Here is a 22,713-nt window from a genome sequence, read left to right as displayed (position 1 = left end):
AAAATCCTTATAAACAGCCGGACTGGTTTTATTTCTCATAAATGTATTTACCGTTCTTCCCGGAAATAAGCCTGACCGAGACTTTCCGGCGGCTGGTGTTCTCTTTTCTTCCTTAAACTGGAAATAATTAAAACAATAATAGTTACGACATAAGGAAGGGCCTTGAATATTTCCTGGGTTCCGCGGCTCAAGCCGGGGATATATAAATAAAGAATGTACAGGCCGCCAAACAGCAGAGAACCCCAGATGGCACCTACCGGTTTCCAGAGCGCAAATATCACCAGGGCAATGGCCAGCCAGCCTCTGTCTCCAAACCCATTGTTCGTCCAGGTACCGCCGGAGTATTCCATGACAAAATACAGGCCGCCAAGCCCGCTCAAACCTCCGCCGATACAGGTAGCCAGATATTTATAGGCGGTTACATGGATTCCGGCTGCGTCTGCGGTTGCAGGACTTTCTCCAACGGCTCTTAAGTTCAGACCTTTTCTGGTCCTGTTTAAGAAAAAGCTGAGTGCAATTGCCAGGATAATTCCAAGATAAGTCAGAAAACCGTAGGAAAACAGGGCTTCCCCAAGAAACCCCAGCTTTGACAGTCCGGGAATCGGTGTTTTAAATGCTTCTCCTGTCACAGCAACGGAAATCTGTCCCACACCGCCTGCAAGCTTTGATAAAGAACCTCCGAAAAAATTACCAAAGCCCACGCCAAAGGTCGTCAGTGCCAGTCCGGTCACATTCTGATTGGCCTTTAAGGTTATGGTGAGAATGCTGTAGATCAATCCTCCAAAGGCAGCGCAGAAAAAAGCAAAGAAAAAGGAAATAAGAATCCCGATGAGCCCATTTGGATCTGCAGCAGAATTTTCATATAAAAATGCACCGATCAGTCCGGCAATGCCTCCCATATACATCATGCCCGGAATTCCCAAATTTAAATTACCGGATTTTTCTGTCAGGATCTCTCCCAGTGCTCCGTACAGGATACCAATTCCCTGACCAATGACTTTTTGAATAAATATTACCAAAAATTCCATGATGGTTCACTCCTCCCTATTCTGCCGATGGACGTTTCCCGCCCCGGAATCTCACTTGATAGTCAATAAAGAATTCACAGCCCAGAATAAAGAACAGGATGATACCTGTAATAACATCAGAGGCATTTTCATTTAAATTGAACTGGGAAGCAATCTGACCGGCCCCTTTTTGCATGAATACAAGGAAAAATGAAACCAAAATCATGGCAAAGGTGTTGAATTTACTGAGCCAGGAAACAATAATCGCTGTAAAACCACGCCCGCCTGCGGTACTGGTGGAGATGGTATGGCTGGCACCGCTTACAATAATGAAACCTGCAATGCCGCATAAAGCACCGGAAATCGCCACCGTACGCATAATGACTTTTTTCACATTTATTCCTGCGTAACGGGCGGTATTTCCGCTCTCTCCCACAACGGAGATCTCATATCCCTGTTTGCTGTGTTTTAAATAGAAGAACATGGCAATGGTCAGTCCTAAAACAATGACCAGGTTCCAGCCGTATTCCAAGCCGAATAGCTTGGGGAGCCAGCCGCCCTTGGTTGCAGAATTGATGGTCCCCACGGAATTGGAACCTTTGGGATTCTCCCAGAAAATGATTCCAAAGGTGATCACCTGCATGGCTACATAATTCATCATCAGGGTAAACAAGGTTTCGTTGGTGTCCCAGTATGCTTTAAAAAATGCAGGAATGGAAGCCCAGATCATGGCTGCCACAGCACTTCCTAAAAACATCAGAGGAAATAAAACCAGAGGAGGAAGGGTATTGCCAAAATAAATCATCATGGCCGCAGAGGTAACCCCACCGATCAGCACCTGTCCTTCTGCCCCGATATTCCAGAATCTCATTTTAAATGCCGGTGTGATCCCCACTGCAATACAAAGGAGGACCAGAGTATCACGGATGGTCATCCAGATTCTCCTTTTGGTACCGATGGCACCCTCCACGATTCCTTTATATACTTCCAGAGGATTAAGTCCTGTCAGTGCCACAATCACCAGTGCGCATACGACCAGAGACAGAAAAACTGCAATCAGACGGATCGCCCATGCCCTCCAAGGTTCCATGGATTCCCGCTTTGTCATTTGGAAAAGCGGCTCTCTTCCCTTCATCATTTTTAAATTCCTCCTGTTTTCATCATCAGCTTTCCGATTTCTTCTTTTGTTGCTGTTCTTCCGTCTACGATCCCGCTGACCGTGCCGCCGCACATCACGAGAATTCGGTCACACAGCTCCATCAGTACATCCAGATCCTCTCCCACGCAAACAACGGCGGTTCCCTTTTTTTTCTGTTCATTGAGCAGGTGATAGATGGTATGGGAGGAATGGATGTCCAGACCGCGGACCGGATATGCCACCAGAAGCACCGCTGGCGCCGAAGCGATCTCACGTCCTACTAACACCTTTTGTACATTGCCGCCGGATAGCTTTCTGACAGGAATCGAGGTTCCCGGGGCAGCGATTCCAAGCTCGTGAATCAGCTGCTCCGCCAGAGCTTTCGGTGATCTGCGGTCTGCAAAAAAGGAGCGTCCTTTTTTGTAGCTTCTCAGCATGACATTGTCCGTTAAATCCATGGTTCCTACAAGCCCCATGCCCAGACGGTCCTCCGGAACAAAGGAAAGCCGGACTCCCGCCTTTGCAATTTCGGCGGCACTCATTTCGGTCAGTTCCTTCTCTCCTCCCTCCGGCGGATAGTATACGGCAGAACCGGAGGAAGAAGGGATTAGCCCTGCAATGGCCTCTAACAGCTCTCTCTGTCCGCTTCCTGCCACACCGGCAATTCCTAAGATCTCCCCGCTGTTTGCGGTAAATGAAGCATTCTCAAGAGTCTTTACTCCCTCCTTGCTGACACAGCTAAGACCGCTTACCACCAGACGTTTTTCAGGAGAAACCGGATCAGGACGTTCGATATTCAAGTCCACCTTTTTCCCTACCATCATCTCTGTCAGGGTTTCTTCCGTCGCTTCCTTTGTTTCTATGGTTCCGATGTACCGGCCTTTCCGAAGGACTGATACCCGGTCAGATAAGGTGAGAACCTCATGGAGCTTATGTGTGATTATTATAATGGAATGGCCTGCTTTTCTCATGTTGCGGAGCACTGCAAACAAGCGGTCCGCTTCCTGGGGAGTCAAAACAGCGGTAGGTTCGTCCAAGATCAAGATGTCCACCCCGCGGTATAAGAGCTTTACGATTTCGACCGTCTGTTTCTGGGAAACAGACATGGTGTAAATTTTCTGTTCCGGGTCTAAATCAAATCCATATTTTGCCGTAAGTCCGTTTATCTTTTCGGTCACTGCCTTTCGGTCAAGCAGTTCCTTGCCCGGCAGACCGAGAATGATGTTTTCCGCAGCCGTAAATACGTCCACAAGCTTAAAGTGCTGGTGAATCATACCAATCCCCAGATCAAAGGAATCCTTAGGGGACCGTATGGACACTTCTTTTCCGTTCACAGCAATCTGTCCTTCATCCGGGTAATAGATTCCTGATATCATATTCATGAGCGTGGTTTTTCCGCTTCCGTTTTCACCCAGAATGGAAAGGATTTCTCCTCTTTTTACAGACATGGAGACTTTGTCGTTGGCAATTACTTTGCCAAACCGTTTGGTGATATTTTTCAGTTCAATGGCATAATTTTCGTTCACCGGGGAACCTCCGTTTCTTTAATAGCAAAAAGCGGGGCCAAAGTATCTGGCGCCGCTTTTAAGTCTGACTCATTTCCGTCTGAGCATTTAATTATCAATGGTTGTAATTCCATCAATCAATATATCAAATGCCGGTGCAGAACCGTATTCAGACTCATGGAAATATCCGTCAGAGATATATTCCACATCACTTCCATCTTTTTTGTAGGTTTCCAGCTTTTTGCCGCCTACCGTAAAAGTAGAGGTATCAAATACGTGAAGCGTTCCAGCTTTGATCGCATCTTCCACTTCTTTTACCTTTTCCTCCGTTCCCGGAGCCACCACATCCTTATTAAGTTCTGTGATAGAAACTGCTCCGTCTTTGTACCCCTGGCACCAGTCTGTGTCAATGGCCTTGCCGTCAATGACGCTCTGTACCGCATAAGTGACATAGGGAGCCCAGTTGATAGACGCGGAGGTGAGTGCTGTCTTAGGTGCAGTTGCCAGCATGGAAATATTATAGCCTACGTCCGGAACACCAGCCGCTTCACAGGCAACAGGAGCACCGGTGGTATCGGCATGCTGGCTGATCAGAACACAGCCGCCGGAAATCAGAGCATCGGCAGCTTCTTTTTCAAGATCAAAGCTTCCCCAGCTGTTGGTGTATTTTACTTCCATTGTGGCCTGTGGACATACGGAACGCACTCCCAGGAAGAAGGAGGTATAGCCGCTGATCACTTCTGCATATGGATAAGCACCCACATAACCGATCTTAACTGCATCCTCTTTAACCTTGCCTTCTTCAATCATCTGATTTAACTTCAGACCTGCCACCACACCGGATACATAACGTGATTCAAAAACATTGGTAAAATAGTTGTGCATATTGCTTAAGCCGCTTGTTTTCGCCTGATAGCCGGTGGCATGGCAAAACTGCACCTCCGGATATTCCTTGGCTGCTTCTATAATATAGGATTCGTAGCCAAAGCTGTTGGCAAAGATAATGTTACAGCCCTGATCCGCTAAATCCATGGCTGCATCTTTTGCGGTTTCATCTTCCGGCACATTCCACTTTACAATGATCTGGTCATCGGATAAGCCGAGGGCTTTCTTCATTTCCAGAGCACCGTTGTAATGAGCGGCCGTATAGCTTTCATTCTCATCACCGATATAAATAAAGCCCACCTTAATGTCCTCTTTTGCAATCGGACCTTTGGGAACGGCAGACTCTGTGCTTCCAGCTTCTGTTGCCTGCTTTTCTGTGTTCTTTGAACCAGTGGCGGATGGGGAACCGGAGCTACCGCAGGCTGTTAATGACAGAGCCATAATACCTGCCAAAGCCAGACCAACCAACTTCTTTGATTTCATAACCTAATCCTCCTCGATCATGTGCATGGGTTGATTTTAAAAAAGCGTCAGATACTGTCTCTGCATATCTGACGCATTTGTCAACCCTTATGAAATGTAAAATTTACATTACCCAGTATAACATTCTTTTAAGGCTTGTCAATACGAATTGTGTCATTTTCTGTACTATTTATTTTGCTCATAAGCACACTTAATTATTATTGATAAGTGAAGATTATGTCAAATTTTTTACAGAGTCATGGCTCTCTTTATTGTCAGAATTTTCACCTTTAACAAGCCAGATGTGTGTCTCTGTCAAAGCAGCCCGCGATGTCTCTCAGACCGTCAAAAAAAAAGTTTTTGGGGGCTGAGACCAGGCTTCACGCAAAAAGCAGACAGGAAGCTCTCCTTCCTGTCTGCTTTAATGAAGAAATCTTACCAACTCCTTTTCCGGCTTTATTGGAAGTGAAAACACCTGCCCTTATGCGGATGCTTCCGTTTTCCCCGGCTTCCAGTGCAAAATTATCTTTATTAATGCTTCCGTCTCCTCCTGCGTTGCCAAACACAGTTCCCTTCCACGGATCAATGACCGGCCAGAGAGCACTGACACCGGAAGGTCTAACATAGACCCGTTCCTTATACTGAGGGTTGACCGTAAGCATCTGGCTTTTGGGGGCAGCAGCACCCGGTCTGATAAAATTCTTTAACGGATTGCCGCTCTTCATCAGTTCATCCGCCACCAGCCAGGCATTGCAGGCAGCTCCGTAAAGATTGGTGTGTGTATCATCAATGCTGATTTCTTTGGAGGAAGTCCACGCATGGCGGTCTTTTACCCCTTCTGCACCAAGCTGCTCATAGATTGCCCTGGTTCTTGCCGTTAAGTCCACCACGGTTACTCCTGTCTCAGCACCCAGATCACGGATAGACTGTGCGTAATCACCGCCGGGATATGTTCCCTGATCCGTTACCTGATCAGAGGTAATGTGGCCGCTGGGACCGTCATACTTATTATCTTTATTTCTTCTGACTATGGGCGTGCACAGAATCGGAGTGGCTCCGGCATCCTGGGCTTTCTTAATATACCTTGTGTAAAGGGAATTCTTAAAAGACCCTGCGTCACCGATTCCTCCGTTTGGATTTGTATACCGCTCTGCTTCTGTCTTTTCGTCATTGTGGCCAAATCCAATGATAAGAAAATCACCGGATTTCATGCCGTTTAACAGCGTTTTATATTGTTCCGTGGAAACAAAGCTTAAGGAGCTGGTGCCGGGGATAATAGTAATCATCCTGGAAGGCACTGACTGTTGAATCTCCCACGACCCATACCACAGGCCGTTCCGGTGTTCCGCCTTTTCTTGCGCCTGCATACTGAGGAGCAAGGGCGGTCAGTGTAAGAAGTCCTTTCATATCGATGGAGCCATCCTCCAGACGCTCCGGTATCCTTTTGGTATCAAGACTTTCAAACATGGAGGCGCTGATTGCTTCTCCTTTGCTGTTCACCGATTTTCCCCCATGATAAAAATAATTGTTATCGGTGTAAATCTCCGAGGCATCCTGACCGTTTAAATCAATTTTTTCTTCCACATCAAGATATTTATCCCTGTAAGAAATCAGTCCGTCCGCCTTAAATGCAGTTGGGATTCCCTTATTGCTGTACAAAGCTACATTCGGTCCCTCATTATTGTAGGAAATGGAACGGTAAACTTCAATGTCCGGGCAGGAGTTGGAATCAATTCCCTTGGCTTTATTTTCATAGGAAATGCTGTTTTTCAGCACATGATGACCGGGCAGGCCGGATCCTCCCATTTTGAACCCATTTCCGTTTCCTGCATCAATAATCTGGCCGTCTCTGATGATATAGCCGTTTTTGTATGCAACACAATTCTGAATGGTGACGGAACCAATGGTACCGGTTCCTACTTTTGCAAAGAAGTCCCAGCCGTCATCGGCATTATAGCTTGCGATACAGCCATCGAATACATTTCCTTCCCCGCAGGTCAGCTTTGCTGCGAACCCGTCCGCATCTTCCATTGCAGCATCTGAATTGTTATAGGAACTGCAGTTTAAGATCAGGTTATTGGAAGGCCATTTTTCAAACGGTTCCTCCGATGTTCCACTGATCTGGATTCCTGTGTTTCCGTTGTTATAAGCATTTACCTGATCAATGGTATTATGGCTTCCTGCTACCTGAAGTCCTGCTTTTAAGTCTTTTGTATTGGTAATATCAATATTTTTTAAATGCCAGTAGCTTCCCCAAAGCTGAACACCGGTACCCTTTCTCTGGAAATCAAAAACCGCACGGCCATGTTCCGAAGGGTCAGTTTCCATACGAATCATCTGGTCTGCCGTACCGTCAATGCCCCGTTCCATGTTAAGGCCGGAAAGGTAATAGGTGCCAGGTGCAAGATATATGCTTTGCCCAGGCATCGCATATTTCACCGCTTCTTCAAGGGGAATCGGAGAAGCCTTGCTTCCGTCTCCGTCCGCCGTTCCTTCCGGAGAAACATAAATGACGGATTCCGGATAGGACTTGTATATAACTGTTTTTGTAACAGACTGTGTACTGTAAGAACTTAATTTCGTATAGGAGGCAGGCTGAAACGATCCTTGCGGAGTGAAAACCATAGTTACCTGGTTCTCTCCTTTGTTAAGATAAAGGGGCTGTACCACTTCCTGTCCTGCCTTCACCTTCATAGACTGCATGGATAATCCATTTAACTTTGGAGTTACCCAGCCATCTGCGTTGGCCTTGAATACCGCCTGATATCTGCCTGTTGCAGAACTGGAGGCAGATATGATCTCATAATCCGGCTCCACATAGGTGATTGGACGAGGAATTGCAGGAGGATCAGTTTTTCTGTCAGTTACAGAAAATTCTATGTTTGAAAAGGTTACATTGCATCCTCTGGCTGCGGCCAGACCTACATAAATCTTATCCTTATCAATTTTGCAAAGGGGGTCTTCTTTACCGTCCAGATAGTAGACCTCCTCCATCTTCTCACCCTTTTTATTAATATAGGAAGCATGATATCCTGTATTGGTGCGCTTTAATATCATGGTATAGGTTTCATTTTTCTTGATCAGTATGGAGGAATCAAATACCCCATCCTGAACGGTAAAACTATTCTTCTCGGGAGCCTTTTCCGTGGAACTGATCCCGGAAAAGAACCGGAATCCCAATCCGTCTTTCAGGCTTTTTGTCTCGCCATCTTCTGTCTTATAACTAAGCTTTGTTCCGATGGCTGCCATGGAATTGGTATAAAATGCCTTATCACTGACCTTATTCTCTCCGATGCTGTCTCTGGCCAATAAAGCAAATCCTTCCTGTCCGTCCGGAGATGGATTAATATAATCAACGGTCACGTCTGCTTTTAAAGAGAAATTTTCCTTTTCCGGATCAATGCTTGTATAATAATAGGAAATTCCGTCATATCCGTCGGTAGATACGAACTTGCCTCCCTTCTTATCAATACTCCCGTCTGCCTTTACGGTACAGGAGGTAAGACTTACAGTACTATCAATGGAACTGCCTTCCTTAATGGTATTTACACTTCCACTCGTTGACGTTCCGAAATATGCAAATTTCCACACCCTTTCTCCATCCGTCTCCGAATTCTTCGGAGCAGAAGCCCATGCCGCGCTTCCTGCCGTAACGAGCGAAATTCCGCACAGACAGCAAAAAGACAAAACTTTAGTCAAATATCCTTTTTTCATGATATCCCCCTCATTCTAAAAATAATATCAAAATACAATTTTGTAAAATGGAATAACCTTAATATGCCAGGACAAATACCAGGCATTTTCTATAAAACCCAATGTAAGCGCTTACACTGTACAACATATACTATATTATCACACGTAAATTATTTTTTCAATACAACATAGCCAATTACCCTCTTGCAAGTATATCATTTGCATATTTTTTCCAATTTTCGCCATTTATATTTATGCAATATGACTATAAACTTGGTTATACTTTACTATCTTAGTTTTTTTTAAAAAGACTGGATTTTTTTTTGATTTAGATGTATAATTCTATTTTTGAAAACATCCCCATACCATCACCACAGAAGGAGGTTACACTGTTATGTCAGTGAAATACGTATTTGTCACCGGAGGTGTTGTGTCCGGTCTTGGCAAAGGTATTACCGCAGCATCACTTGGACGACTGTTAAAAGCCAGAGGCTATAAAGTCACCATGCAAAAATTCGATCCTTATATCAATATCGATCCAGGTACCATGAATCCGGTTCAGCATGGAGAAGTTTTCGTCACGGAAGATGGAGTGGAAACAGACCTTGACCTTGGTCACTACGAACGTTTTATTGATGAAAGCCTGACAAAGAATTCCAATGTCACAACCGGAAAGGTCTATTGGACCGTACTGACCCGGGAACGCCGCGGGGACTTTGGGGGAGGCACCGTACAGGTTATCCCTCATATTACCGACGAAATAAAAAGCCGCTTTCACCGCAACCACAATTCCTCTGAAACAGAGATTGCCATTATCGAAGTCGGCGGAACGGTAGGCGATATCGAAAGCCAGCCTTTCTTAGAGGCGATCCGACAATTCCAACATGAAGTAGGCCACGAAAATGCGATTCTCATTCACGTGACCCTGGTTCCATATCTGAAAGTTTCAGGAGAACTGAAAACCAAACCGACCCAGTCCAGTGTAAAAGACTTACAGGGAATGGGAATCCAGCCCGACATCATCGTATGCCGTTCCGAACTGCCCCTTGATGACGGAATCCGAAGCAAGATCGCACAATTCTGCAATGTTCCCAAAACCCATGTAATTGAGAACCTGGATGTTGATGTACTATATGAACTTCCGCTTGTAATGGAACAGGAAAACTTAGCTCAGGTTGCCTGTGAAAGTTTAAAACTCCCCTGTCCAGCACCGGATTTGACCGAATGGGCTGCCATGATCGACAACTGGAAGCATCCGGAAAAAGAAGTGACCATTGCTCTGGTAGGAAAATACATTCAGCTTCATGATGCATACATTTCCGTTGTGGAAGCATTGAAACACGGCGGTGTTTATAACCGGGCAGATGTAACTATCAAATGGGTAGATTCTGAACTGGTTACCGATGAAAACGCAGAAGAATATTTCCATGATGTAAATGGAATTCTGGTTCCGGGAGGCTTTGGAAGCCGGGGATTTGAAGGAAAAATCTCTTCCATTCGATATGCCCGTGAACATCATATTCCGTTCCTTGGCATATGCCTTGGCATGCAGATGGCCATTGTGGAATTTGCCCGCCATGTAGTGGGCTTTTCCGATGCTCATACCGTCGAACTGGATGAACAGACCACGCACCCTGTCATTCATTTGATGCCGGATCAAAACGATGTGGAGGACATCGGCGGAACCCTCCGTCTCGGTTCCTATCCATGCGTCCTGGACAAGTCCTCCAAATCCTATGAGGTGTACGGGGAGGAGCTGATCCATGAACGCCACAGACACCGTTATGAGGTAAACAATGACTATCGGGAAGATTTGGTGAAAGCCGGTATGAAGCTTTCCGGAATCTCTCCCGACGGACGGATTGTAGAAATGGTGGAAATCCCGTCTCATCCATGGTTTATCGCAACTCAGGCCCATCCGGAATTTAAATCACGCCCAAACAGACCTCATCCCCTGTTCCGTGATTTCATCAAGGCGGCTGTTGAAAACAAATAAAATAAGATTTTTTAGAACGAAGGAGTTCGGGTTCTTGCAAAAGAACCTGGCTCCTTTTTTGATGGGAAAAGAGGATTTCACTTTAAATTATTATTTTCTTTTCATTTTTTCTTGCACTTTTTTCATCTTCTGCTATAATATAATGCAACGTGTGTCCACAGGAAAGACAGTTGTATTTACAGGAGATACACATAAAGGAGGATATGTTATGAAATTAAAAAAAGTATTTGCACTCACTCTCGCGGCATGCATGAGCACCAGTCTCATTGCCGGCTGCAGTAACTCAGGTTCTTCATCATCTTCAAAAAGCGGCGAAAAGGTTATCAAAATTGGGGTATTTGAACCGACCACAGGCGAAAACGGAGGCGGCGGCATGCAGGAAGTGCTGGGAATACGTTACGCCAACCAAACACACCCGACGGTTAAGATCGGAGAAGATGAGTATAAAGTGGAATTAGTAGAAGTAGATAATAAATCCGATAAAACAGAAGCGGTCAACGCTGCACAGAAGCTTGTAAGCGAAAAGGTATCCGTTGTTCTTGGAAGCTACGGCTCCGGTGTTTCCATCGCTGCCGGACAGATTTTTGCAGATGCAAAGATCCCTGCCATCGGTGCTTCCTGTACCAATCCCCAGGTAACCCAGGGCAATGATTACTATTTCCGCGTATGCTTCCTGGACCCGTTCCAGGGAACCGTTATGGCAAACTATGCAAATGACAACGGGGCAAAAAAAGCAGCCATCATCACCCAGCTTGGCGATGACTACTCCTCCGGACTTGGTTCCTTCTTTAAGACAGCCTTCACCGGCTTAGGCGGATCTGTCGTCAGTGAAGAACAGTTCCAGACTAACCAGACAGACTTTAAGGCCATCTTAACCAACATCAAGGCCCAGAACCCTGATATCATCTTTGCACCGTCTTCCATTACCACGGCTCCCCTGATCATCAAGCAGGCCCGTGAGCTTGGGATTACCGCAACCATCGCTGCCGGCGATACCTGGGAGAATTCAACCATCATTGAAAATGCCGGAGCTTCCGCTGAGGGAATTGTTCTCTCCACCTTCTTTGATGAAGCAGCACCAGCCAGTGATGAAGCCGCCAGCTTTGTCTCCGGATTTAAAACCTATTTAAAAGAGCAGAAACAAGATGAGATCATTCCGGCAGTATCCGCACTTGGCTATGACGCTTATTTATGCGCATTAAAAGCAATTGAAACGGCTGGCTCTGCCGACGGAACCGCCATCAAAGACGCATTAAAGGGAGTTACCATTGACGGCGTTACCGGCACCATCTCTTTTGATGAAAATGGAGATGCAAAAAAGGATATGGCATTTATCAAAACCGTGAAAGACGGCAATTTTAAATTCCTGACAACTACTACGGTAAAATAATCAAATAAACCGCAATTAAGCAATCATCACCGAATGAGTGGGGACGCACTTTCTTCCCCACTCGTTCCATTTGTAACAGGTACTTATCCCATATACTTTACAGATAGGAGGCTTTTTGCCACATGAGTCTTTCAACCTTTTTACAGCAATGTCTGACCGGAATTTCCTTAGGCGGTGCTTATGCCCTCATCGCCATTGGCTATACGCTGGTTTATGGAATCCTTCGCCTGATCAATTTCGCTCACGGAGATATTTTCATGATGGCCGGCTATTTTATGATATTTGCTATGGCAAGTTTTCCATGGTTTATCTCCATTCCACTGGTGTTACTCGTAACGGTGGTTTTGGGCGTGTCCATTGAACGGATCGCGTACCGCCCTCTTCGTACCGCCCCCAGAATGTCTGTCATGATCTCTGCCATCGGTGTATCCTATCTTTTGCAGAATCTGGCTACATATCTGTTCACTGCCCTGCCAAAGGGATATCCGGAGCTTCCCGGTCTAAAGAAGATCTATCAGATCGGCGGACTCTCCGCCTCCTTTGTTACCTTCCTGACGCCGGTCCTTACCCTTTTCATTGTTTATGTGCTCATGATTTTGATCAATAAGACAAAAATCGGTATGGCAATGCGCGCTGTGGCTAAGGATTACGATACTGCCTCTTTGATGGGAATCAAGATCAACCGCATCATCACCTTTACCTTTGCTGTTGGCTCTCTGCTTGCGGCAGTCGGCTCTGTACTTTATTTTACAGACCGTATGACCGTATTTCCCTTCTCCGGCTCCCTGCCGGGCTTAAAATGCTTCGTAGCAGCTGTATTCGGCGGAATCGGCAGCATACCGGGTGCGGTCATCGGGGGATTTATCCTTGGACTGGGTGAAACCGCCCTGGTTGCCATGGGCTATTCCACCTTCAGTGATGCATTTACCTTTATTCTGCTCATTGCCATTCTCCTGATCAAACCTACGGGATTGTTCGGCGAGAAAACAACCGATAAAGTGTGAGGTGCTTTTTATGAAAAAAACAATATCCAAAAACAGACTTTATACCCTGATTGCACTTTTGTTCGTCATTGGCATTCTTGGTATTTTACAGGCAAACAGTGCTAAGTACAGCTATCAGATCTCCATTTTGGAGAGAAGTGCCATCTACGCTGTGGTTGCCGTTTCCATGAACCTGCTTACCGGCTTTACGGGGCTGTTTTCCTTGGGGCAGGCCGGCTTTATGGCCATAGGAGCCTACACCGTTGCCATTCTTACCATTCCGGTCGAAAGCAGGGCCAGTGTATATTATGTGAATGGGATTGCACCTGCCATCGCCAACCTTCAGTGTCCTTTCTGGCTGGCACTCATCATTGCCGGGCTGATCTCCGCAGGCATCGCTGCCTTGATCGGAATTCCGGTTCTGCGGTTAAAAAGTGATTACCTTGCCATTGCCACACTTGGTTTTTCCGAAATTATCCGGGCCGTAATCTCCGCTCCCCAGCTAAACAAGGTGACCAACGGTTCCTACGGACTTAAAAATATTCCTGGATTTCCAAACCTTTATGTGGCATTCGGACTGTGTGCCCTTTGTATCCTTTTGATGGTCCTTTTGGTCAATTCCTCTTACGGCCGGGCCTTTAAAGCGCTCCGGGAAGATGAAGTGGCAGCTCAGGCCATGGGACTGAATCTGTTCCGTTACAAGGAACTGGCATTTGTGATCTCCTCCTTTTTTACAGGTGTCGGAGGAGGCCTTCTGGCCATGTTCATGCGTTCCATTGATTCCAAGACATTCTCCATTAATATGACCTATGATATTCTCCTTATTGTGGTTTTGGGAGGGATCGGAAGCATTACCGGAAGCGTAATCGGCGCCTTTTTGGTAACAGCAGGAAGAGAATGGCTGCGTTTCTTTGATAATCCGCTGACGATCGGAGGTATTGACATCCCATTGTTCCGCTCCGGTTTCCGTATGGTCATCTTTTCCATCCTTTTAATGATGGTAGTGCTCTTCTACCGCCGGGGCATTATGGGAAATAATGAGTTTTCCTGGGACGGACTGGGGCGGCTGATCCGCAGCATCCCAGGCAGATGGAAGAAGAAAAATAAAACACAGAAGGGAGAAAATGCATAATGTCAGCAGAAGCAAAAACTCCGGTGAGTGTCCTTCACATGCAGGATGTAACCATGCAGTTCGGCGGCGTTGTGGCAGTAAACGGTTTGACCCTGGATGTCAATGAAGGGGAAATCGTTGCCTTAATCGGTCCTAACGGTGCCGGAAAGACAACAGCCTTTAACTGTGTGACCGGAATCTATGAGCCAACCTTCGGGCAGGTGGATTTTATGGGGAAAACCATATTATCCAATACTCCAAAGGGGAAAATGCAGAAAATGTATCTGGGCGAAGTGGTTCCAAGACCTCTTCCGGTGATCCGCAATACACCGGATAAGATCACCCAGAAGGGAATTGCCCGTACCTTCCAGAACATCCGGCTTTTCGGCCAGCTATCGGTCTTTGACAACGTCCTTATTGCAAAGCACATGAGGGCCAAACAGAATGTGATCTCTGCCACACTCCGGCTGAATCATAAAGAGGAAGAACGGATGCGTGCGGAGACCACAGCCCTTTTAGAGGAACAGAATCTTCTTCATTTAAAAGATGAGATCGCCTCTTCCCTTCCCTACGGCTTACAACGGCGTCTGGAAATTGCAAGGGCACTTGCTACAGAACCTAAGTTTCTGCTCCTTGATGAGCCGGCCGCAGGAATGAACCCTCAGGAGACCCAGGAACTTACGGATTTTATCAAACAGATCCGCGATTCCTATCACCTGACGGTATTTATGATTGAACACCATATGGATCTGGTCATGCAGATCTCAGACCGCATCTATGTACTGGATTTCGGTAAACTGATTGCTCAGGGAACACCGGAGGAAATCCAGAACAACGAACGGGTCATTGAAGCATATCTGGGGGTGAGCGACGATGCTGAAGATTGATAATTTACGAGTGAATTATGGGGGGATTGAGGCCGTAAAGGGAATTTCTTTTGAAGTACCGGATAAAAGCATTGTGACCTTGATCGGTGCCAACGGAGCAGGAAAAAGCACCACCCTCCGGTCCATTGTAGGGCTTGTCAAGCCTGCCGCAGGAAGCAGCATTACCTTAGACGGACAAGAGCTGATCGGTATTGACACGACCGGGATCGTAGCCAAGGGAATCGCACTGGTACCGGAAGGGCGCCATGTATTTCCGGATATGACGGTCATTGAAAATATAAAAATCGGAGCTTATTTGAGAAAAGACAGCCTGGAAGACGATATCAACTGGGTATATACTCTTTTTCCAAGATTAAAGGAACGCAGCTGGCAGCTTTCCGGAACGCTTTCCGGCGGAGAACAGCAGATGCTTGCAGTGGCAAGAGCCTTAATGAGCAAGCCAAGAATCTTAATGATGGACGAACCGTCTCTTGGCTTGGCACCGCTTATTGTAAAGGATTTATTCTCGATCATCAGGGAGATTAATAAAAAGGGCGTGACAGTGCTTTTAATCGAGCAGAATGCCAATATGGCCCTGCACACGGCGGATATCGGCTATGTGCTGGAAACCGGACGGATCACCTTATCCGGAGCAGGAAAAGAGCTTCTGGCGGATGAATCAGTGAAAGCCGCTTACCTTGGAAAGAAAAAGAATTAATTTTTATCTTCTCCATACATTTAGAAAAAGGCAGCAGATGCTTTTGCATCCGCTGCCTTTTTCTGTCTGAAAAAAAAAACCGTTTCAATTTTTCTTCCCTCTGCTTATCCCTGTCCGAATTATAATTACTGGATTTCAAAAGATTTAACCTTATTCGACATATTTCGACATTTTTCGAGTCATTGTTAGTATTTTTAACATTTTGTTTGTAAAATATATACAAACTCTTAATATTTCTTAATATTTAAGTACAAATCTTAATTAAACAAAAAGGAACACGATAATATCAACAAGAAACAAATAAAATCCAGTAAAATGAAATGAGGTGATTCCCTTGGACTATTTATAAAAATGAACTGTCTGTAACCTATTAAAATGCATGCAAAAGATACGATTTATAATATGCATATGACAAAACAGAAAGGAGCTATCTTATGCGCAAAATGATAAAGCACTTAGCAACAGCAATTGCTGTTGCAACCATGTTTACAATTACCAGCTCAACCGTTTTGGCGGCACCTTATAATCACAAAAAACAGGATTTAGTTCAGCCAGACGGGACGAAAGTTCAGGTTGACATTACAGGTGATGAGTATTTTCAGCACATTGAAAGTTTGGACGGATATACCCTCTGCCGTGATGAAAACGGCTGGATCTGTTATGCAAAATTAAACGAGGACAAGACGGATTATGTTTCCACCGGTATTGTTTATAAGTCAGAGGATTCAAAAAGCATCAATTCCATTGACCAGTCCGGTCAGGATAAAAACAATCTGGAAAAACATTTAAAGATAAAAAAGGAAGCGATTATAGAAAAGTCTGATAAGGTAAGAAAAAGGCTTCATGGATGGGATTTTAAAAACACTCCCGATTCAAAAAATCAAAACAGCACTGGATTACTGGATTTAAAGTTAAAATCATCCGGTGATGTAAAAGGATTGACCATTTTAGTTGATTTTCCTGATACCAAAAGTTCTATTTCCAAATCTCAGTTAGACAGCTTTTTTAACGCAACCGGCTACACCGGCTTTAACAATAACGGCTCCATCAAAGATTATTATTATGACATCTCCGGCGGAAAAGTCACATACACAAATACTTTGCTGGGCTTCTACACCGCCAAACATCCCAAATCTTATTACGATGACATCTATGAAGAGACAGGTTCCTATGGCAGGTCTGATGAACTTGTAGAAGAAGCCATCCAATGGGTGAAATCCACAGGTTTTGACCTCTCCACTTTGACAAAAGACTCCAACGGATTTTTAAAAGCCGTCAATATTCTTTATGCAGGAACCGCTGACGCAGGCTGGGCAAAGGGATTGTGGCCGCATCAAGCCTGGTATCCAAATTCAGATTATATCAATGGTGCCAGAATCCAGAAATATGAAATGTCTGACATTGGAAACGACATATCCATCTATACCATATGCCACGAAAGCGGACATATGATTTATGGATATCCGGATTTATACGATTACGACGGAGATTCTCATGGTGCCGGAGTATATAGCTTAATGAGCTCTGCTGCAAACGAAAAAAATCCGGTGCCGCCGGACCCTTATTGCAGAAATGTGATTTCCGGATGGAATACTCCCATAAATATGAATGATTACGAGGCCGGAACCACCTTTACCGCAGTTGCAGACAATAACGGGAATTCTTATTCCTACAAATGGTCAGGGAATAAACCCAATGAATATTTTCTGATCGAAAACATTCAAAAAACAGGAAGGTATGCAGACGTACCGGATTCCGGACTCGCCATCTGGCATGTAGATGAAAATGGAGATAATTCCAAGAACAGCATGACACCCAGCAATCACTTCATGGTCTCTCTTGAACAGGCCGACGGGAAATTCGACATGGAGAACAACAGAAACGGCGGGGACAGCGGAGATTTGTTCCACGCCGGATATAAGGATTCCTTTACCAATGATACTACTCCTGATTCCAAATGGTGGAATCAATCACCTTCTGGCCTGGAAATCTCACAAATCAGCAATTTGGCCAGAGAAATGACCTTTGTTCAATCTTCCACCAATCCTAATCCAACGCCGGAGCTGACAAACATTGCCGGACAAGCTACCCCTTCAGCGTCTTATGTATCAGACTGGGAATCAATCTTTGCGTTAAATGATGGAATTGATCCTATAAATTCCAGTGACCGAAGCGGGGCTGTATACGGAAACTGGCCGGAAACAGGGGCTCAATGGGTTCAGTACGTTTTTCCAAAAGACTACACCATTTCGGGCATTGATGTTTACTGGTTCAAAGACGGACAGGGCATTGATGTACCGGCCTCCTACAGTATCTTGTATTGGGATGGAAATGACTGGCAGGATGTGGAAAATCCGAACGGTCTGGGTACCGAAGTCGATCAATACAATACAACAACCTTTACTCCTGTAACCACAAATGGAATCTCTATTGTCATGAATTCAAAAGACACCAAATCTACGGGGATTCTGGAATGGAAAGTATATGGGGAATAATACATAAGGTTTGATAGAGATCTAAACAAAGGGACCTGTAACATCAACGCTTTTCCATAAAAGCGATGGGTTACAGGTCCTTTTGTTTTGCATATTTGGATAGGAATTGATACGCTGCCAGACCACATCATGGGATCACACGGCGAATGGTCACCGGTTTCCGGTAATCCCAGGAAGATATTTTGATTCCGCTCCTTCGGTTGGCCGCATGAATGATCTGCCCTTTGCCGATGTACATGGCTACATGATCAATCTGGCTGCCGCTGGAGTAAAACAGCAGATCCCCCGGCTCCATACTGGAGGCAGGAATGGCTTCGCCTTCTGCGGCCTGTTGTCTGGACGTCCGGTCTAAACGGACTCCGGCTGCATGTTCCATGACATACTGGACAAATCCGGAACAGTCTGCACCGGTGTTGGGATTGGTTCCGCCCCACCGGTAGGGATTTCCTACGAATTTCACCGCGTAGTTCACGACCTGGTTTCTTATGTCATCATTTTTCTCTGCTTCCGGTATGGTGTATGCAATGGTGGCATAATCCGGCGCATAAGCATAAGCGGTCTGGCCTCTGTATTCAATTTTGGCCCATCCGTCCTTGCTGGATAGGAAACGGTACGTCTCTCCCTCATGGATTCTGCCTAAAATCTCTGAATCCGTATTTGGTTGTCTGCGGACCCGGAGGGTCTGGGTATCTACACGGAGCAAAAGCCTCATATCATAGTAAGCGATAGCTCTGGCTTCCTTTCCGGTGGCTAAGTATTCTCCATACACATAGCCGGTTACCTGCCCTGATTTTATTTTATACCAGCCATTTTCCTCGGACAATACACTGCTTCCGGCATGGCTTCTTAATTTTCCTACGATTTCCGCATCATTCTTTGGTTCTTTTCTGATATTTAAGGAATCCTCCACTTTGGCCACTCCAATATTTTTGAAAATGGTGTTAAAGGTTCCATATCTAATTTTATCCTGCGTAAGACCGGCCGGGCTTTCTTCTGACTTCTGTTTCTGGGATTGTTGATACTTGTCCATATAGACTTCCATACCAGCTACCGGGGAACCGGTAGTCACAGCCGTCACGGCACCTGCGGCCTGCACATCTGCTGCTGCCATCCACACGGCACTGCCGCATGCGATGGCAAAGCCCAGCACCTTCCATGCTTTGTCAGTCATATGCACGTTCCTTCGCAAGTTTTTGATTGTGAACCAGGCGGGATTGCCGCCCCTCTTTTACAATTAAGTTGTTACTGCTTTGACAGGTTCTTTAAATACTCCATTCCGTAATCCCTGTCTTTTTCTATCTGCACTTTTAATTGCTCCAATCCGTCGAATTTCCGTTCCGGGCGGACAAAGTGCAATAGCTGTACTTCTATATTCTTTCCATAAATATCCTTATTTATACCATAAATGTAAGTTTCTGCTCCTACGGGGGATACACCTTCTACGGTGGGCTTCTTTCCGATGTTGGTGATTCCTCCATAAGCATTACCGTCTATATAAACCCTGGATATATAGACGCCGAAAAGGGGCAGGTGCTTTTCCGGTTCAGGGACGATATTGGCTGTGGGAAATCCCAGAATCGGTCCTCCCATATGATTGCCGTGAACAACGGTTCCATGGATCGAATAAGGCTCTCCCAAAAGCTCATTGGCCTTTTCCATGTTTCCCGCATCCAGCAGTTCTCTGATATATGTACTGCTGATGTCACGGTGATCGTCCTTTTCTTTTTGAATGACAATCAGTTCATACCCGTAACGTTCCTTCCACCGGTTCAAGCTGTCCGCATTCCCTGCGCCCCGGTAGCCAAAGGTGCAGTCTGTTCCTACCACGATGGTCCTTGCATTCATCTGGCCCATCAGAATATTCTTTACAAATTGCTCCGGCTCCATACGGGCGGTTTCTTTCGTAAAGGGGTATTCCACCAGATAATCAATGCCCATTTTCTCCAGATTATTTTTTCTCTCCAGATTGGTGGTTATGACCCGTTGAGACCCGTCGTTCTCCAGAGAATTGGGAGACATGTCAAAGGTGAAGACTGCCATCTTGTAGCCTTTCTCTTTCTGAACCTCCGCCATTGTCTGGAGCAGCTTTTGATGACCTCTGTGGCGGCCGTCAAACTTTCCAAGGGTCACCACTGCAGGTTCTTCTATCTGAAATTCTCTGGTTCCGGTTATATACTCCATCTTTCTTTTCCTCCCAGAAATACCTTTTGGGGCTTCAGTAAGTCCTCTTCTCTGCCTGGCTCATAGACCCCGATGAACTGGTTGCTGCTGTCATATACCCTGACCGGTCCAGCCTCATGGGTGTATTCCCCCAAAGCCTGATTCCGGTAAAAAGGGTTTCCGTTATGCACCAGCTTATCAAAATCCGGCTTCATGACCAAAGCCGGATAATCACCAAATACCTTGTCCACGGCAAGGATATGCTCCGCCAGTGCTCCTTGATCCCTAAGTGCTTCAATTTGGGAAAGAGTCAGGCTTTCTTCTAAACAAAATTCGGAAACCCGGGTGCGCACAAGGGATTCCATGCAGCCTCCGCATCCCAGCTTCCTTCCGATATCATAACAAAGTGTCCGGATATAGGTTCCCTTGGAACAGGTCACTGTCATCGTAACCCTGGGAAGTTCTATCCGGTCCACCCGAATTTCCAATATTTCCACCGGTCTTGCTTTTCGTTCCACTTCTTTTCCTGCTCTGGCCAGCTCATAGAGCTTTTTGCCATCTACCTTTAAAGCAGAGTACATGGGCGGAATCTGATCATAAGGCCCCAAAAAGCTAAGTACCGCTTCTTTTACCTGTGACTCGTCAACTTCGACCGGATATTCTGCCAGGACCTTGCCGGTGACATCCTGTGTATCCGTTTCCATGCCCAACAGCATAACTGCTTCATACGTTTTGGTTTTATCGGTCAGCATATCACAAAGCTTTGTGGCCTTTCCCAGGCACACCGGGAGCACCCCTTCTGCCATGGGATCCAAAGTTCCTGTATGTCCTATCTTTTTTTGCTTTAAAATACCTCTCATTTTGGCTACGACGTCATGAGAGGTAAATCCTTTTTCCTTATAAACATTGATGATGCCGTCTGCCATTGCCCTTATCTCCTAATCCAGCTGTTTTACGATCTGATCCGACAGATTGTTGATCACATCATGAACACTCCCTGTCATGGTACAGCCAGCTGCTTTTTTATGACCGCCGCCACCAAAGTAAACGGCAATTTTACTCACATCAAGACTGGTATTGGAACGCAGGCTCACCTTATATTCTCTGCAGGCCGTTTCATACATGAAAATCGCACATTCCACACCTTCTGTAATCCGAAGCTGGTCAATGATCCCATCCATGTCACCGCTTGTGACTCCATAAAAATCCATATCCTTTTTGCTGATCACACTGAAAATGCACTGGTTATCATGAAAGGTTATGCTCTCCAGCAGCGCTCTTCCAAGAATCTGGTTCTGGAGATAGGTTTTCCGGTAAAAGCTGTCGTCGATGATTCTGGAAAAATCAATTCCCTTTTCCATCATCTTTCCTGCAATTTCCATGGTCCTTCTGGAGGTACAGTCGTATTTAAACACTCCCGTATCATGAATGATTCCGGTGTAAATACATTCTGCCACCTCTTTGCTGATCTTATCTTCCTCAAACAGACCGAAGAGCACTTCACAGGTAGAGCTGGCATGGTCCTCCACTATATTTTGATCCGCATACCTTACGTTGGTAATGTGATGATCCACACAAATGCTTTTTTTCGCCGACTTTAAATATTTGACCGCTTCCCCGAACCGAAGGGTGTCACTGCTGTCAAGGCAAATGCATAAATCATATTCTTTGTCTTCCGTAAAATCACTGACAATGGTGTTAAAATTTTTTAAGTATCCAAATTTATCCGACGGAGTCTCCAAATAAATCACAGCCTCCACTTCCGGATAATTCTCATTTAAGTAATTGTAAACCGCCAGACAGGAACCTACACAGTCCCCGTCCGGACGGACATGGCCCATAATGGCCGCTTTTTTTACATCTTTAAGGATCGTATCAAAGGTACTCAATGGTCCACCTCCTTAATCTTTGATGTCTTTAGTGACCTCGTCGATCAGTCTGGACATGTTGACACCATACTCTATGGATTGATCCAGAATGAACTTGATTTCTGGTGTATTTCGCAGATTCACTCTTCTTGCCAGCTCCCGGCGGATATAGCCTTCTGCGCTTTTTAAACCTTCAATGGTAGCTTTTCCTGCTTCCTCATCACCCAGAATACTGATATAAGCCTTACAGAATTTCAAGTCCGGAGTTACCTGTACGGCAACAACGGTAGTCATGGGGTGAATTCTTGGATCTTTGATTTCCAAACGGATAATCTGGCTTAATTCCCTCTGGACCTCCATATTGATTCTTGTATTCTTTATACTGTTTTTACGCATGTTATTCCTTTCGCTTTTATCCGCATTTTCAAAAAGACCA

Annotated in this window: 18 protein-coding genes; 7 read left to right on the top strand and 11 right to left on the bottom strand. The window is 45.5% G+C overall.

Going from position 1 to position 22,713, the window contains the following annotated elements:
* Positions 1-47: 47 nt before the first annotated feature.
* The 6 genes from VIG27_RS04625 to VIG27_RS04600 all read right to left on the bottom strand — a co-directional run bounded on the left by VIG27_RS04625 (position 48) and on the right by VIG27_RS04600 (position 8,711).
* Positions 48-1,028, bottom strand: coding sequence for an ABC transporter permease (locus tag VIG27_RS04625; protein ID WP_394525717.1), 981 nt, complete (start codon positions 1,026-1,028; stop codon positions 48-50).
* Positions 1,029-1,044: 16 nt separating this feature from the next.
* Entirely contained in the window at positions 1,045-2,145 is a 1,101-nt protein-coding gene (locus VIG27_RS04620; protein ID WP_394525716.1) for an ABC transporter permease, read from the bottom strand.
* A 2-nt stretch (positions 2,146-2,147) separates the two neighbouring features.
* A complete protein-coding gene (locus VIG27_RS04615; protein ID WP_394525715.1) occupies positions 2,148-3,671 on the bottom strand; it encodes an ABC transporter ATP-binding protein in 1,524 nt (507 codons plus the stop codon).
* Positions 3,672-3,758: 87 nt separating this feature from the next.
* The gene (locus tag VIG27_RS04610) at positions 3,759-5,018 is read right to left on the bottom strand and encodes a BMP family ABC transporter substrate-binding protein (protein ID WP_394525714.1); all 1,260 of its coding nucleotides are present in this window, start codon (positions 5,016-5,018) and stop codon (positions 3,759-3,761) included.
* A gap of 359 nt (positions 5,019-5,377) precedes the next feature.
* Positions 5,378-6,295: a hypothetical protein gene (locus VIG27_RS04605; RefSeq protein ID WP_394525713.1), complete on the bottom strand. Its 918-nt coding sequence runs from the start codon at positions 6,293-6,295 to the stop codon at positions 5,378-5,380.
* A complete protein-coding gene (locus VIG27_RS04600; protein ID WP_394525712.1) occupies positions 6,225-8,711 on the bottom strand; it encodes a right-handed parallel beta-helix repeat-containing protein in 2,487 nt (828 codons plus the stop codon). The genes VIG27_RS04605 and VIG27_RS04600 overlap by 71 nt, the downstream gene beginning before the upstream one ends.
* 373 nt (positions 8,712-9,084) lie before the next feature.
* Here VIG27_RS04600 and VIG27_RS04595 point away from each other — a divergent pair, with 373 nt between their 5' ends.
* From VIG27_RS04595 to VIG27_RS04565, 7 genes are all read left to right on the top strand, one after another.
* A complete protein-coding gene (locus VIG27_RS04595) occupies positions 9,085-10,686 on the top strand; it encodes a CTP synthase (RefSeq protein WP_394525711.1) in 1,602 nt (533 codons plus the stop codon).
* A gap of 208 nt (positions 10,687-10,894) precedes the next feature.
* Positions 10,895-12,076, top strand: a complete 1,182-nt coding sequence (locus VIG27_RS04590; protein WP_394525710.1) for an ABC transporter substrate-binding protein — start codon at positions 10,895-10,897, stop codon at positions 12,074-12,076.
* Positions 12,077-12,198: 122 nt separating this feature from the next.
* A complete protein-coding gene (locus VIG27_RS04585) occupies positions 12,199-13,080 on the top strand; it encodes a branched-chain amino acid ABC transporter permease (RefSeq protein ID WP_394525709.1) in 882 nt (293 codons plus the stop codon).
* Positions 13,081-13,090: 10 nt separating this feature from the next.
* On the top strand, positions 13,091-14,191 hold the full coding sequence (locus tag VIG27_RS04580) for a branched-chain amino acid ABC transporter permease (protein ID WP_394525708.1): 1,101 nt from the start codon (positions 13,091-13,093) through the stop codon (positions 14,189-14,191).
* Entirely contained in the window at positions 14,191-15,057 is an 867-nt protein-coding gene (locus VIG27_RS04575; protein WP_394525707.1) for an ABC transporter ATP-binding protein, read from the top strand. The genes VIG27_RS04580 and VIG27_RS04575 overlap by 1 nt, the downstream gene beginning before the upstream one ends.
* A complete protein-coding gene (locus VIG27_RS04570; RefSeq protein WP_394525706.1) occupies positions 15,044-15,754 on the top strand; it encodes an ABC transporter ATP-binding protein in 711 nt (236 codons plus the stop codon). The genes VIG27_RS04575 and VIG27_RS04570 overlap by 14 nt, the downstream gene beginning before the upstream one ends.
* Positions 15,755-16,188: 434 nt before the next feature.
* Positions 16,189-18,249 carry a M6 family metalloprotease domain-containing protein gene (locus VIG27_RS04565; protein ID WP_394525705.1) on the top strand — a complete coding sequence of 687 codons (2,061 nt, stop codon included), beginning with the start codon at positions 16,189-16,191 and terminating at the stop codon, positions 18,247-18,249.
* 127 nt (positions 18,250-18,376) lie between these two features.
* Here the strand turns inward: VIG27_RS04565 and VIG27_RS04560 are convergent, their stop codons facing one another.
* The 5 genes from VIG27_RS04560 to rbfA all read right to left on the bottom strand — a co-directional run bounded on the left by VIG27_RS04560 (position 18,377) and on the right by rbfA (position 22,673).
* Positions 18,377-19,420, bottom strand: coding sequence for an NlpC/P60 family protein (locus tag VIG27_RS04560; RefSeq protein WP_394525704.1), 1,044 nt, complete (start codon positions 19,418-19,420; stop codon positions 18,377-18,379).
* Between the two features lie 71 nt (positions 19,421-19,491).
* On the bottom strand, positions 19,492-20,430 hold the full coding sequence (locus VIG27_RS04555) for a bifunctional riboflavin kinase/FAD synthetase (RefSeq protein ID WP_394525703.1): 939 nt from the start codon (positions 20,428-20,430) through the stop codon (positions 19,492-19,494).
* On the bottom strand, positions 20,418-21,335 hold the full coding sequence (gene truB, locus VIG27_RS04550) for a tRNA pseudouridine(55) synthase TruB (protein WP_394525702.1): 918 nt from the start codon (positions 21,333-21,335) through the stop codon (positions 20,418-20,420). Before truB ends, VIG27_RS04555 begins: the two co-directional genes overlap by 13 nt.
* 12 nt (positions 21,336-21,347) lie before the next feature.
* Complete coding sequence (locus tag VIG27_RS04545; RefSeq protein ID WP_394525701.1) at positions 21,348-22,298, bottom strand: DHH family phosphoesterase; 951 nt, start codon at positions 22,296-22,298, stop codon at positions 21,348-21,350.
* A 12-nt stretch (positions 22,299-22,310) separates the two neighbouring features.
* Positions 22,311-22,673 carry a 30S ribosome-binding factor RbfA gene (gene rbfA / locus VIG27_RS04540; RefSeq protein ID WP_394527401.1) on the bottom strand — a complete coding sequence of 121 codons (363 nt, stop codon included), beginning with the start codon at positions 22,671-22,673 and terminating at the stop codon, positions 22,311-22,313.
* Between the last annotated feature and the right edge of the window lie 40 nt (positions 22,674-22,713).

The sequence above is a fragment of the Lacrimispora sinapis genome, assembly GCF_043633585.1.
Lineage (GTDB): Bacteria > Bacillota > Clostridia > Lachnospirales > Lachnospiraceae > Lacrimispora > Lacrimispora sinapis.
This window is presented reverse-complemented; position numbering and strand designations above follow the sequence as displayed.